16 protein-coding genes and 1 riboswitch are annotated in these 13796 nt (G+C 59.9%); of the genes, 5 read left to right on the top strand and 11 right to left on the bottom strand.

Annotated features, from left to right (window positions below; genetic code table 11):
- Positions 1-56 precede the first annotated feature (56 nt).
- The 11 genes from E4P32_RS05150 to E4P32_RS05110 all read right to left on the bottom strand — a co-directional run bounded on the left by E4P32_RS05150 (position 57) and on the right by E4P32_RS05110 (position 9558).
- The gene (locus tag E4P32_RS05150) at positions 57-782 is read right to left on the bottom strand and encodes a CbtA family protein (RefSeq protein WP_116432953.1); all 726 of its coding nucleotides are present in this window, start codon (positions 780-782) and stop codon (positions 57-59) included.
- A 21-nt stretch (positions 783-803) separates the two neighbouring features.
- On the bottom strand, positions 804-1025 hold the full coding sequence (locus tag E4P32_RS24205; RefSeq protein WP_116432954.1) for a CbtB domain-containing protein: 222 nt from the start codon (positions 1023-1025) through the stop codon (positions 804-806).
- 165 nt (positions 1026-1190) lie between these two features.
- Positions 1191-1490, bottom strand: a riboswitch (cobalamin riboswitch).
- Positions 1491-1636: 146 nt separating this feature from the next.
- A complete protein-coding gene (locus tag E4P32_RS05140) occupies positions 1637-2071 on the bottom strand; it encodes a hypothetical protein (RefSeq protein WP_116432955.1) in 435 nt (144 codons plus the stop codon).
- A 48-nt stretch (positions 2072-2119) separates the two neighbouring features.
- Complete coding sequence (locus tag E4P32_RS24060) at positions 2120-2275, bottom strand: hypothetical protein (RefSeq protein ID WP_167735698.1); 156 nt, start codon at positions 2273-2275, stop codon at positions 2120-2122.
- Between the two features lie 267 nt (positions 2276-2542).
- A complete protein-coding gene (locus E4P32_RS05135; protein WP_116432956.1) occupies positions 2543-4207 on the bottom strand; it encodes a methyl-accepting chemotaxis protein in 1665 nt (554 codons plus the stop codon).
- A gap of 213 nt (positions 4208-4420) precedes the next feature.
- Positions 4421-5725: a cation:proton antiporter gene (locus tag E4P32_RS05130; protein ID WP_116432957.1), complete on the bottom strand. Its 1305-nt coding sequence runs from the start codon at positions 5723-5725 to the stop codon at positions 4421-4423.
- 189 nt (positions 5726-5914) lie between these two features.
- Positions 5915-6460 (bottom strand): hypothetical protein, encoded by a 546-nt coding sequence (locus tag E4P32_RS05125; RefSeq protein WP_116432958.1) that lies wholly within the window; start codon positions 6458-6460, stop codon positions 5915-5917.
- 24 nt (positions 6461-6484) lie between these two features.
- A complete protein-coding gene (locus tag E4P32_RS24055; protein WP_167735697.1) occupies positions 6485-6661 on the bottom strand; it encodes a hypothetical protein in 177 nt (58 codons plus the stop codon).
- A gap of 183 nt (positions 6662-6844) precedes the next feature.
- A complete protein-coding gene (gene pgm / locus E4P32_RS05120) occupies positions 6845-8494 on the bottom strand; it encodes a phosphoglucomutase (alpha-D-glucose-1,6-bisphosphate-dependent) (RefSeq protein WP_116432960.1) in 1650 nt (549 codons plus the stop codon).
- Between the two features lie 293 nt (positions 8495-8787).
- A complete protein-coding gene (locus E4P32_RS05115) occupies positions 8788-9147 on the bottom strand; it encodes a hypothetical protein (protein WP_233526562.1) in 360 nt (119 codons plus the stop codon).
- A 159-nt stretch (positions 9148-9306) separates the two neighbouring features.
- Positions 9307-9558: a GlsB/YeaQ/YmgE family stress response membrane protein gene (locus E4P32_RS05110; RefSeq protein ID WP_016834934.1), complete on the bottom strand. Its 252-nt coding sequence runs from the start codon at positions 9556-9558 to the stop codon at positions 9307-9309.
- 304 nt (positions 9559-9862) lie between these two features.
- Between E4P32_RS05110 and E4P32_RS05105 the strand changes: the two genes are divergently transcribed.
- From E4P32_RS05105 to E4P32_RS05085, 5 genes are all read left to right on the top strand, one after another.
- Complete coding sequence (locus E4P32_RS05105) at positions 9863-10066, top strand: hypothetical protein (protein WP_116432962.1); 204 nt, start codon at positions 9863-9865, stop codon at positions 10064-10066.
- Between the two features lie 57 nt (positions 10067-10123).
- Complete coding sequence (gene galU / locus E4P32_RS05100) at positions 10124-11065, top strand: UTP--glucose-1-phosphate uridylyltransferase GalU (RefSeq protein ID WP_116432963.1); 942 nt, start codon at positions 10124-10126, stop codon at positions 11063-11065.
- A 286-nt stretch (positions 11066-11351) separates the two neighbouring features.
- The gene (locus tag E4P32_RS05095; protein ID WP_116432964.1) at positions 11352-12347 is read left to right on the top strand and encodes a M14 family zinc carboxypeptidase; all 996 of its coding nucleotides are present in this window, start codon (positions 11352-11354) and stop codon (positions 12345-12347) included.
- Positions 12344-13102 carry an alpha/beta hydrolase gene (locus E4P32_RS05090; RefSeq protein ID WP_116432965.1) on the top strand — a complete coding sequence of 253 codons (759 nt, stop codon included), beginning with the start codon at positions 12344-12346 and terminating at the stop codon, positions 13100-13102. The genes E4P32_RS05095 and E4P32_RS05090 overlap by 4 nt, the downstream gene beginning before the upstream one ends.
- A 158-nt stretch (positions 13103-13260) precedes the next feature.
- Positions 13261-13782, top strand: a complete 522-nt coding sequence (locus tag E4P32_RS05085; RefSeq protein ID WP_199525573.1) for a hypothetical protein — start codon at positions 13261-13263, stop codon at positions 13780-13782.
- Positions 13783-13796 lie beyond the last annotated feature (14 nt).

Here is a 13796-nt window from a genome sequence, read left to right as displayed (position 1 = left end):
CGGCCGTAGTGACCGGATCGGCATCCAAAATGACAACCTGAATTTCAGGTGAATTTTCAGGCGAATTTTTTATAGAAGTAACCGGTCAGTCCGCCCAGCGTCAGCCAGAATATGCCGTTGGCCAATGCGGTGGCGTGGATGAACGCCTGCGCCAGCTCTTCCGGCGCGGCGCCGCCCGGCACTGCCGGATGCGGTGCGCCAATCAGGTGCGGCACGATCAGCAAAATCAGCCCCAGCAACTTCAGCGCCCAATGGCGCGCATACACGCCAAGGCCGAGACCGGCAGCGGTCAGGCCGGCCGTCATGATCCACCACAACTGACGCGCATGCAGTGGCGCCGCCACGGTGCCCGGCACTTCCGGCGGCAAGCCCAGCGACGGAGCGACGAAGAACACCAGGTAACCGGCCGCGCCCCACAGCAATCCGGAGCGCCAGGTCACTTTCTTGCCGCTGACCAGGATCGCGGCAGCGAGGAACAGGCCGAAGCCGATCGCCATGCTGACGTTGGCCAACACGGTGTAAGCGGTGCGCTCGAAACCGTTGGCGGGTTCCCATTCGTCGCCGTGTTCATGCTCATGGGCTTCTGCTGCAGGCGCGCCTGCGGAAGCAGCGGCGTGCGCCTGCTCATGCGCCTTGGCGGCTGCGGCTTCTTCGTAGACTTCCGCCTGCAGAATAATGCGGGAGACTTGCACCTGCTGCACGGCCGTCAGCAACAAGCCGGCCAACGCGCCGGCCAACAGGACGACGGGGGCAATCCGTCGCAATACTGCGAAATTGATCATTGAGGGAGTCCGCCTGGCGTCTTAATGGCAAGGAAAGCCGGCCGAATGACGACCGTCATGCGCGGCGTTGTGTAGTTCCACGGCGGAGGCAAAGCCGGCAGCGTAGATCAGCGCGGCGCCGAGCACGAAGGCGGTCAAGCCCGGCAGGATGCGATCGCGCCAGAGTCGCGCGCCGGAAGCAGAACTGGAGTCGGAGTCGAGTGTATCGGTATCGTGGGCGGATGCGCCGGTGATGATTGCCATGTGTTTTCCTTCGGATAGGCCTGAGCCGGATTGAAACCAACCGCTTGCGGCGCTAAAGCAAAGCAGCGCAGCGGAACCGTCACGAAGGAAAATCAGGAAACAACGCGGGGTGCAAAGAAACAGCATTCCGGGAAGCAGTCCGTCGATCGCCCTCCGCGATGCAAAACAAGTCGTTATACCGAGGGCCGGTCTCCGGGCTGGCGAACGATCCACAGCGAGCATGATCTCGCCGGAACCGGAATCTGCGCCTTCCCATGCCGTGTTGGTAACACCGGTGCACAGTGGCTGGATGCAGATTCGCTGATTCGCTTACCGTTGCGGGGGCAGCGTGGGCTTTGCCTGACGGATCACATGGCATTACAAACGAGGATAAATAACAATTCACCGACGTTCACTGCAATTGACCGACAAACGCACCGACTTCCCGATTAAATCCGGTGAATGACCATCCACCGGATACCCAAGGCAATGCTACCCCGGCAGTATAGGTGTCGCGGGCAATTCTGGCAACCCGGAAACGGCTTGCAGAAACGCTTGCGGGCCGGTTTCCACAGATGGAAAACCGGCCCGCTCGGACTTCAGGAGAAGCCAGGGATTACTGCGTGATTCCGTTACTGATTGGGGCCCTTTGCCACCTTTTTGGGTGCTTCGGGCGTCAGATTGATTGGGTCGCTGGCGGGAAAGGTGTCTTCCAGGGCGTCGTCGAGATCCTGGTCGCGCTTGATCTTCTTCGATTCCTTGACGCTGTCCGTCTGCTTTTCGAGCTCGCGCTCGTCGGCGGCGACGATGTCTTCACCGCTTTCGTCGTCGCTGGCGACCTGCTCGACCGACTCCGGCAATTCCGGCGCGCGGTCGCGGCTGCCGCGCTCAACGGAAGCGCGCTCCCCAGTGCCGTGCGAATCGGTGTCGGCTTCGGTGGCGATGTTCGTCATGTCGCTGCCGCTGTCCGAGCTGTCGCCCGGGCCCAAGGCGTGATTGTCGTGGCCTTTGCTCAATTCCCGGTCGGAAATCGGCAGGACGTCCAAGTCCAGTGTGCTGGTTGCCATGATGTGGTACTCCTCAAGTGGAATGTTCTTGAATATTCGTCGACCGCTCTACGCCATCCTGATCGGCGTCTCCGGCGGCTCGGGAATGCCGGGCTCGGGCGGATTGAGAGGCGGATCTTCCACCGGGTTGTATTCGTCCGGCGGAATGTCTTTAGGCGGCGGTACGGTTGGCGGCGTCTCTTGCGGCTCTTGCGGGGTATGCATGCGCGCGCCTCCTCACAGCGGGTTCTGGTGAGGAATCGGATCCTGCGGCGGGCTCGGATCCAGCGGCGGCACTTCTACCGGCGGGATGTCTTGTGGCTTGTGCATGGGATGTCCTTTCTGCTGCAATGGAAGCTCAGGTTCGAGCTCAGAGCGACGCCGGCCGGTGGCGACACCGGCTTTTTGCGTCACATCACGTCACAGCAACAGGCTACCCGCTGGCGCGGGCGCTGCGTATAGGACAAACACTTTTTCGGGCTTCCGCAACTCTTACGCCGGCGCCACCCCAAGCAGGGATGGACGGCGTCGCGTCAATTGTGGAGCGGGTTCCGGCGCAGTCGCCAGCAACTGCAACGCGCCGGCTTCGGCGTCGGAACCGACCCGGAACGCACTGACGGCATCCCACAGCTTGCGCGCCTGCTCCTGCATGTCGGCGGTGGCGACGGCGGCTTCCGCCACCAGCGTGGCGTTGGTGCGCGTGACGGCATCGATGCCGGCAATCGACTGATTGAGATCGGCGATGCCGCGATGCTGGGCGTCGCTGGCGGCGGCGATCTCGTCCATGATGCCGACCACGTGCTCGACCGAATCGACGATGTCGCGCATGGTGCGACCGGCGTCGTCGACCTGCCGGCTGCCGGCATCGATGCGCTCGACCGAGTCGCCGATCAACAGCTTGATTTCCTTGGCGGCGGCGGCGCTGCGCATGGCGAGCTGACGCACCTCGGTTGCCACCACGGCAAAGCCGCGGCCGAGTTCACCGGCGCGTGCGGCCTCCACCGCAGCATTGAGCGCGAGGATGTTGGTCTGGAAGGCAATGCCATCAATCACCGAGATGATGTCGACCACCTTGCGCGAACTGTCCTTGATCGAAGTCATCGTGCCGACCACCGACGAGACGATTTCACCGCCGCGCGAGGCCACGTCCGCCGCCGACTGCGCCAGCCGGTTGGCTTCGCCGATCTGTTCCGCATTGCGGCCGACGATGCCGGCCAGCTCAGCCATTGCGCCTGCAGTCTGCTGCAAGGAACCGGCCTGGGCATCGGTGCGTGCCGCCAGATCGGTGTTGCCGGCGGCATTTCGCTGCGATACGCGGAAAATGCTTTGCGTGCCGTCCCGCACTTCGCTGACGGTCTGCAGAAGGCTTTGATTCATGCTGCCCAGCGCGTTCAGCAACTGTCCTGTCTCATCCCTGCCGCCGGTCGCGATGTGCGCCGTCAGGTCGCCTGCGGCCACGCGCGAAGCCAAACTCACCGCTTCGTTAAGCGGACGCGTGATGCTGCGGTTGAGGCGCCAGGCCACCAGCACCGCCAACAACATCGCCACTGCACAAATCGCAATCGTCGCCAGCGTGGTGCGATGGCCGCTCTGCGCGAAATCGTCCAGGTCGCGCTGAATCTGCCCCTGCTCCAGCTTGACCAGCTTATCGATGGCTTCCAGCCATTGGCTCTGCAGTGGCGCCACTTCGGTATTGAGCAGCTTGGTGGCCTGGCCGGCATTGAAGCCGGCGGCAAATTCTTCCGCCTGCAGTATGAACGGTTCGCTGCGGCTGTCATAGGCGGCCATATCCCCGATGATGGCGCGTTCTTCTGCAGTGACGCCGAGCTTGAGCAAAGCCTCCTGATTGACGCGGTAGCGTTTGCGCTCGATGCCGATACGCGCCATTTCCTTTTGCATGGCGCTGAGGTCGGTCAGCGTGCCGACGTTGCGCGCGGCCTGCCCTTGGCGAAACAGACTCTGGCGCATCAGCGCGGCGATTTCAGATTTGCCGTTGGTGTGGCTGAGCGCCGCGGCCAGTTGCTCCTGCGCACGTTGCGCGGACAAGCCGGCCAGTGCAGTGACGGCGGCCATCAGCACCAGAATGACGCCAAAGCAAAGCGACAGCCGGTGGCCGATCTTCAACTGCATCAGCGGCGTCAGAGGGGAAAATCTCATGCGGTCTCCTGTGTTCCTGATCAGGCGCCGACCTGGCAAGAGACTTGAGCAGAACACAAGCTGGCCGGCGATATTTTATGTAGTTTTACTAGTTTTTATTTATTCTGGCACAGGAGGTCGATTATTTCCAGCGAATTACGCCCTAAACACGCTGCTTCATGCAGGAAATTCCAAATCAAAGTAAAAAATATGAATGTAGTAAATGTAGTTTTATTACTTTACCTCTTCCCCGGATTGGGCGCCTCCCTTGGCCGCAACGCGCTTGCGCCAATACAGGTGCATCAACGGCGTCGATGAAATGCCATGCAACAGGATGGACAGCGCCAGCACCGTCAGCACATCCTGCGCGATGCGTGCATTGAGCTTGTCATGCCAGAACTGCAGCACGAAGCACAGGTAATAAAGCGAGCCGACGCCGCGAATGCCGAACCAGGCGATCAGCCAGCGATGCGACGTCTCGGTGCCGGAGCCGAGCAGGCCAAGCGCCACTGCAATCGGACGCACGATAAAGAACAGCAGCCCGGCAATCAGAACGCCCTCTCCCGACAATCCGTATTCGGACAACAGGATGCCAATCAGCAGCACCATGAAGAATTCCGCGAAATGCTCCAGCTGCTGGTTGAAGCCGAGCACGGTTTCGGTCAGGTACACCGGTGCCTGTTCAGGATGGACGGCGGCGGCGTTCTTGCCGCTGTCCTGCGCGGCGGCGATCAGTTCGCCGGCCGGCTTGTCGCCACTGCTGGCGGACTCCACCTGGCGCATCGCCAGCCCCGCCGCAAACACCGACAGGAAGCCGATGCCGTGGATCAGTTCAGCCACGCCATAAGACAGCATGATGATGCCGATCGCCATGAATTCTTCCATGCCGAGCGCAAGGCCGAAACGCTGGCGTGCGAACAGCACCATGCGCGACAGGGCCCAGCCCGCCAGCGCGCCGCAACCGATGCCTGCGACCACGCCCCAGGCGACGAACCAACCAAAGTGATCGACCTGGGCAATTTCGTCGGTCACGCCCAGCAGCATCAAGGCAAGAATCACGAACGGAAAGGCGCTGCCGTCGTTGAGACCGCCCTCGCCGCTCAGCCCAAAACGCAACTGATCGGGATCATCGACATTCTTGATCTGCACATCGGACGCCAGTACAGGATCGGTCGGCGCCAGGATAGCCGCCAGCAGCAAGGCCACGGCAAACGGCAGCCCGAACAGGAAGGCGATACAGATTGCCAGCAAAGGCACGGTGATCAGCATCGACACGACGCCAAGGCGCAACGGCAACCACCACAAACGGCTGCCTTCGCCGCGAAATGCCACACGCAGTTTGAGACCAACCGTAAACAGCGAGAGCAGCAAGGCCACGCGCGTGATCACGGTCAGCGCGTCGGCGTGCGATCGCAGATCGATGTGGATCAGGCCGATGCCGGCAGGCCCCAGCAGCCAGCCGATAGGCAGGTACAGCATGGCCGCATTGAATGGCAGGCGCTCGAGCACCGACTCGAGAAACACCATGAACATCAGCAGGATGCCGGCGATCAGGAAATAGACGGTAGGAATGTCGATGTGCGCTCTCCGGTCATGACATGTCAGGCCATGTGAGAAGGCACATGTCGGAAGGAAATTGTGACAACGGCAGCTGACTCCAGAGAGGACAGCTGCCGCCGGCGCGTCAGGGCATGACGCGAAAATTGCCAGGCTCAGGCACGGTACACGTTAGTGCTGTTCGGAACCGGCGCCGTCCTCGTTGCGTGGAACCAGTCCGTCGTCGGCATTGGCGCCTGGATCTTCGGTGCCGTCAGGCTCCACCGGAGTGCTCTTCGATGGAGTCGGGGTCACGGGTACCGGAGCCGCAACTGCGGCGGAGCGAAGCAACTCGGTAGACGCCGACGGCAGCTTGCTGGCATGCGCGGACACATCCCGTGCATTTTGGCCGGCGCCGGTTTCAACGTAGTTATCGTCGCGTGCATCGGATTCATCACCGGTCAGATCACCGCCGGCCTGCTGATCGGTGAAGCGCGGCGTGCCCTGATAGATAGGACGGCCAAGCGGATCGACAAAATGGGAACGGGGTTGCTGCTGACCTGATGGTTGCCCGGATTGCTGACTCTGGCTTTGAGTCTGAGTCGGGGTCTGAGTCTGCTCCGCTTGCGTTTTTTCTGTGGTGACGGTCATGCTGTACTCCTTGCCTGGTTGGTTCGCCTGCTTACCTTGCGTCTCACACTCGGTGAGTGCGTGCAGAATCATGCTTTCGGCAAACATCTCGTGGCTCCTGATGCTTGATGTTCAGTGCTTGCGCGCCGAACCGGACTTGCGGCCGCCGCCGGACACCTTGTTCTCGGTCGCCCATGCACGGCTTTCCGCCTCTTTGTGACTGACGCCACGCTTTTCATAGCCGGCCTCGATATGCGCGGCCTGGCGTTTCTGCTTGTCGGTATAGGAAGATTTATCGCCTCTGGGCATGATGAACTCCTTCACATGAAATGCGGGATAGTTCATCTTAAGGAGGACCGGGCCGCTTGCCAGCAGGACAGGCACTTATTCCCCTGTAGGAGGATCTGCTGAAATCGGCGTGAGAACGAAAACGCGGCATGAAGCGCAAGCCTCATGCCGCCGGGGAAATCAAAGAAAAATTAAAAAAGCCGGTCAGCCGCCCGCCAGCGCAGCGCTGACGATTTCCTGGGCTTCGGCAAAGATGCTGTCGAGATGTTTCTCGTCGCGGAAACTTTCGGCGTAAATCTTGTAGATGCTCTCCGTGCCGGACGGACGTGCCGCAAACCAACCGTTGTCGGTGACGATCTTGACGCCGCCGAACGCTTTGTCGTTGGCCGGCGCCTTGGTCAGGATCTGGCGGATTTCTTCTCCGGCCAGTTGAGTGGAACGCACGTTCTCGGCCGACAGTTTTGACAGCAGCTTTTTTTGCTCCGGAGTGGCTGCGGCTTCGATGCGGCCATTGCACGGCCGACCGAGTTGCTCAGTCAGGCCCTGGTAAATTTCGCCGGGATCGCGACCGGTGCGCGCCGTCATTTCGGCGGCCAGCAAGGCGGCGGTGATGCCGTCCTTGTCGGTGCTCCACGGCGTGCCGTCGAAACGCAGGAACGAGGCGCCTGCACTCTCTTCGCAGCCAAAACCGAGGCTGCCGTCTTGCAGTCCGTCGACAAACCATTTGAAACCGATCGGCATCTCTTGCAGCGGGCGATGCAACTGCGCCGCCACGCGGTCAATCATCTGGCTGCTGACCAGCGTCTTGCCGACGCCGGTCTCGGCGCGCCATTCCGGCCGGTTCTGGAACAGATACGACACCGCAGCGGACAAGTAGTGATTGGACGGCATCAAGCCAACGCTCTTGGTGACGATGCCGTGACGGTCATGATCGGTGTCGCAGGCAAAGGCGATATCGAATTTGTCCTTCAGGGAAATCAGTTCACGCATGGCGTATTGCGACGACGGATCCATGCGGATTTGCGCGTCCCAGTCCATCGGCACGAAGCGGAAAGTCGGATCCACTTCCTGATTGACGACGGTCAGCTTGAGGTCGTAGCGATCAGCGATCGCGCCCCAGTAATGCACACCTGCACCGCCCAGCGGATCAACGCCGATGCTGATGTCGGCATCGCGGATCGCACTGAGGTCGATGATGTTGGGCAGATCGTTGATGTAGGTCTCAAGGTAGTCGTACTGATGCGTGCTGGCGGCACGCAGGGCACGATCATAGGGAATTCGCTTGACATCGCGCACGGCGCTCTGAAGATACACGTTGGCGCGCTTCTCGATCCAGCTGGTGACGTCGGTATCGGCCGGACCGCCATTGGGCGTGTTGTACTTGAAACCGCCGTTATCGGGAGGATTGTGCGACGGCGTGATGACGATGCCATCGGCCTGCGCCGACGGATGCATGCGATTGTGCATCAGGATGGCGTGCGATATCGCCGGCGTCGGCGTATAAGGCGTGCCGCGCGACACCATGGTCTGCACGCCGTTGGCGGCGAGCACTTCAAGCGCGCTGGCAAAGGCCGGCGCCGACAAGGCGTGCGTGTCAATGCCGATGAACAGCGGACCGTTGATGTTGTTTTCAGTGCGATAGTCGCAAATGGCCTGGGTGATCGCCAGCACATGCCATTCATTGAAGCTGTAATTGAGCGAGCTGCCGCGATGCCCCGAGGTGCCGAATGCAACCTGGTGAGAGGCAATGCCCGCATCGGGACGGAGGCTGTAATAGCTGGTCACCAACACCGGAATGTCGACCAGGGACGAAGTAACGGCGCGTTGACCGGCCAGAGGGCTGATGCTGCTCATGTAGTGTCGTTTCTCAGAATTAGGGTGTGAAGCTAAGGAGATGAAGCGGCGGCACAACCGCCGGCTTCGCCAACATGACGGTTGGCACTGCCGCGACCAGGTCGGCACGCGGATCGGATTCATCTGACCCGCTATTGTAGCGCCGTGGCGTCAACCCCGGTCGATGACGTGCGCAGCCGTATAAACGCTGAAATGGCGGAGAAAATGTTGCGACGAACTGACGCAAAAAAACAATCGGATCGTTGCGTCCACTGCGTGCGTTATGAGGCTGGTTATGAGGCTGGTTATATGGCTTATGCCATGCTAACCATCGGCAATGAATAACCGGCTTCGCGCAACCTGCTACGTCGCGCTTTGTTGGCAGCTGCGAGTTCTTGCAGGGACATCGCACGCTCTTCCGAATAGCTGCGCGTGATGCTGCTTTGCTCTACCGTCGCCAGGGCCTGCGCCAACCGCGGATACAGATTTTCGCGGCGTCGCTGATTGGCTTCCGCCAGTTGCGCCTTGACATCCTCGGTCAGCACGTGAGGCTGGCTGGGCTGGTAAGGCTGCGGCGCAGTGGCAAGCGCACGCGTGGGCTTCGTCGTGCTGCCTGACGACACACGTGACGAATGGATGGAAATGATTCTCTCGGTGGTTTCTGTGGTCTGCATGATCTTCACTCCCGCAATGAAGGAATCTTCTGCACGTTTTGACTGTACACGAGATATCGACTGCGAACGATACATGAGTGACAACGTCCGCAGTCTTCTTTGTGCTGTCTTTTTCCGTATATCAATAAGCGATGACAAATGGAGCACTAAGCGAGAACGCTAAGCGCGCCGGATCAGTCGCAAAATCAGGAGAAGGACAACCGCACCGATGGTGGCGGTAACGATGGAAGCCGCGATGCCGCCGCCCACGCCGATGCCCAGCAAACCGGCCAGCCAGCCGCCGATGAAGGCGCCGACGATACCCACCAGGATATCAACCAGCAGGCCGAAGCCGCCGCCCTTGACCAGTACGCCGGCCAGCCAGCCTGCTACTGCGCCGATGATCAGCCAGACAATAATTCCATGAGACATGATGTTCCTTTCAAAGTTATTTTTCTTTAAACCCGCGATGCAACTCAATGCCACGTGTGACGTCACAAACCAACATCACAAGTGAAGTTGCAAGCGGCTGACAGAATCTTATTTGCCGGACCGAAACGGCAATATCGGACAGCGGCCAATTCCCTTGTAGGACAAGCGGCAAGCGCACGCGTTCAGGGGCTTTACGGCTTGTCCTACATTCTCGAATTCCTACAAATCAAAAGGAATGTTTCCTATAGCCAAACACTAGTCGGATTTTTTATGCTGGCGTCAACTAATTAACGGGGGAAACACCATGCATCAACTTCGTAAGGTACGAACGCACATCAACGACCGCCTTGGCAACCGCTTTGACAACAGTTCCTCGTGGCCTTTTCTGGCTGCAGGCTTTCTGAGCCAGGCCTGTCCCGGCGCGGCGCCGCTGTTCCATTCCTGCGCAATGCTGGTGTCGCTGCACAAGACCAAACGTCAGCAACGTTCGTCCGCGCAGCAATCCTGACCGGCCGTCCTTGCATTCAATCCATATTCGTCCCTCGTTCGATCATCAAGGAACATCATGAAAAAAATCACTAAAGCCGTTTTCCCCGTTGCGGGCCTCGGTAGCCGCTTTTTGCCTGCCACCAAAGCACAACCAAAAGAAATGCTGCCCATCGTCGACAAGCCGCTGATCCAGTACGCCGTTGAAGAAGCCGTTGCAGCGGGCATTACCGAAATGATCTTCATCACCGGCCGCAACAAGCGCGCGATTGAAGATCATTTCGATACGGCATACGAACTGGAAAGCGAACTCGAAGCCGCCGGCAAGACCAAGCTGCTGGAGTTTGCACGCAACGTCATTCCGAAGCATGTCAATTGCGTCTATATCCGCCAGTCGGCGCCGCTGGGTCTCGGCCACGCCGTGCTGTGCGCCAAATCTCTGGTCGGCGACGAACCGTTCGCTGTCGTGCTGGCGGATGACTTCATGGATGCGCCGGAAGGCGGCAAGAACGTGCTGGCGCAGATGTTGGACGTGTTCGATACCGAACAGAAGAGCCTGCTCGCGGTGCAAGACGTACCACGCAGCGACACCAAGCAATACGGTATCGTCAGCACGAACCCTGGCAGCGCCCATAGCGATCGCCTGGATGTCATCAGCGGCATCGTTGAAAAACCGGCGCCGGACGTCGCCCCCTCCACGTTGGCTGTGGTAGGTCGCTATGTACTGACCCCGGGCATTTTCGAGCGTCTTGAAAATATCGGCAAAGGCGCCGGCGGCGAAATCCAGCTGACCGACGGCATCGCCGACCTGATGCGTGATGAAACCGTGCTCGCCTATCGTTACGAAGGCCAGCGCTATGACTGCGGCTCCAAACTCGGCTACCTGAAAGCCACGGTCGCCATGGGCGCCAAGCACGTCGAAGTCGGCAAGGAATTCAGCGAATACCTGCGTGAGGTCCACGCCGCCGAAGAAGAAAAGAATGTCGTTCAGCCGCCGGTGCGCCTGGCCAAGATTGCCTGAGTCACGTCTGCATTCCACCTGATTCACCGCAATCCAAAGGTTTTTTTGCAGCGCCGTAGCCTCCTGTAGTGTGCAGTAGTTTTTTCATTCACCTTCCCCCTCTTGGCCTGTCCTCGCCCTCTCCAACGATGGCGGCGACAGGCTCCTTTTTTTGGGCGACGACGTCCCGGTCATCCGTTTGAAACACGCTTGTCATTTTGCTGCCGCAATTGTGTGCAAGAATAGTTGCGGACCGCAGTCCCCACAGTCCCCACAATGACGTTGCGCCCAAGGAGCCGGCAGCCGCATGGATCAGAAGCTACCCGAACTGATTGAACTGGAACGCATCATCCAGGCCGGCGCGCCGCTGCTCGAAGCGCGCTCCGCCTGCAACATCGAATTCCGAGGGCGTCATTTCCCGGTGTATGTACTCAGCATCGGCAGCAGCGATCCGCAAGCGCCGGCGGTCGGATTCTTCGGCGGCGTGCATGGACTGGAACGCATCGGCACGCGCATCTTGCTGGCCTTCCTGCGCAGCCTGCTGGGCCGCCTCAAGTGGGACAAGGTGCTGCACCATCAACTCGAATCGGTGCGCCTGATCTTCATGCCGCTGGTCAATCCCGCCGGCATGTGGAACAACACCCGCTGCAATGCCAACGGCATCGACCTGATGCGCAATGCGCCGGTTGACTCTCTGGAAAAAGTCCCCTTCATGCTGGGCGGCCAACGCTTCAGCGCACGCCTGCCGTGGTACCGCGGACCGGCTGATGCGCCCATGCAGGCCGAGGCGCAGGCGCTGTGCGACGTCGTGCGGCAGGAACTGAGCAGCCGCAAGTTCAGCGTCGCGCTGGATTGCCATTCCGGATTCGGCCTGCAAGACCGCATCTGGTTTCCGTTCGCGCACAGCTCCAAACCGATACGTCACATGCCGCAAATTCAGGCGCTCCAGGACTTGTTCAGCCAGACCTACGCTGATCACAATTACCTGTTTGAGCCGCAGAGCATGCAATACCTGACGCATGGCGATTTGTGGGATTACCTGTATTTGCAGACCTCGGCAGAGACCGACAACGTATTCCTCCCGCTGACGCTGGAGATGGGTTCGTGGCGGTGGGTCAAGAAGAATCCGCGCCAACTGTTCACACGCGCCGGCATGTTCAATCCGAACAAGCCGCACCGCTTGCAACGCGTGCTGCGCAGCCATCTGGTGTGGTTCGACTTCCTTACACGCGCCGCGTGCGCGCATCAGCACTGGCTGCCCAGCGAAGACGGCAGCACGCCGGTCAGGGTGACGCCGGCATGAGGCCGTGGATCCTGCTGCGCGGCCTCATGCGCGAAACCCGGCACTGGGGGGAATTTCCACAAGTGTTGGCGACTTATTTGCCGACGGCCGAGATCGTCATGCTCGATCTGCCTGGCAATGGCAGTCTGCACCTCCGGCGCAGTCCCGACTACGTACACCACATGGTCGAAGCTTGCCGCGGCCAGTTGCAGGAGCGCGGCATCGCTCCGCCCTACAATCTGCTGGCGCTGTCGCTCGGCGCCATGGTCGCCTGCGACTGGGCGACGTGCCATCCCGACGAGATCGAAAAGGCGGTGCTGATCAATACCAGCCTGCGGCCGTTCAGTCCGTTCTACCAGCGTCTGCGACCGCGTAATTACGCGACGCTGCTGCGACTGGCCATCGGCGCAGACGACGATACATGGCGCGAACGCACCATCCTGCGACTCACCAGCAATCGCCATCCGCCGGCGCGCCTGCTCAGCGAATGGATGCGCTATCTGCGCGAACAGCCGGTGACACGCGCCAACGCCCTGCGCCAGTTGTCGGCGGCGATGCGCTACGAAGCGCCGCCGCAAGCGCCGGCGACGGACTTGCTGGTACTGTGCGGGATGGGCGACAAACTGGTCAATCCACACTGTTCCCGAAAGCTGGCACAGCAATGGCAAGCGCCGCTGCGTGCGCATGACAGCGCGGGGCATGACCTCACATTGGATGAACCGGATTGGGTGGCGCAGCAGGTCAGGGAGTGGCTATCGGATGGAGATGCGTCATGATGCGATGCATGTTCGAATGACGATGAAAACGATTACATTGCTTTCATTTGAAAGCAAAATCGGCAAAAAACGTTGAAATCAGGCGGGCAGCGCGTTTGCGATTGCCGAATGTGGCAAAAAAATATATATTGTTTATATTATTTTTTAAGGGAGCAACCATGGCAACACAAAAACCTCAGGCAAAACCAGCTGTACGTGCAACAGCAGCAAAGCCAGCAGTTAAGCCGGCAATCAAGGCAGCAGCGAAGACTCCTGCAGCAAAGAAGCCCGCCGTAAAGAAGATCGCAGCCAAGCCTGCAGTCGCGGCCAAAACCGTCGCCGCCAAGAAACCGGTCGTCAAGGCCGTCGCTCCGGCACTGAAGAAGCCGCTGGCGCCGATCGCCAAGACCACAGTCAAGCCGGTCACGAAGCCGGTTGCCAAAGCTGTCGCCAAGATTGAAAAGAAGGCCGAACTGAAGCTCAAGAAAGTCAAGCAAGTGCGTGACAGCTTCACCATGCCGGAAACCGAATACGAAGTCCTGGGCCAGGTGAAGAAAGCCTGCCTCAAGGCCGGATTTGAAATCAAGAAGAGCGATCTGCTTCGCATCGGCGTATCGCTGATCAAGAACCTGGAAACCGGCAAGCTGAAGACGCTGCTGGCAGGCTTGACGCCGCTGAAGGTCGGCCGTCCGAAGAAATAAGCAAGCGCCGTCAT

It is taken from the genome of Herbaspirillum sp. 3R11 (assembly GCF_004563925.1).
In the GTDB taxonomy this organism is placed as follows: domain Bacteria; phylum Pseudomonadota; class Gammaproteobacteria; order Burkholderiales; family Burkholderiaceae_D; genus Herbaspirillum.
This window is presented reverse-complemented; position numbering and strand designations above follow the sequence as displayed.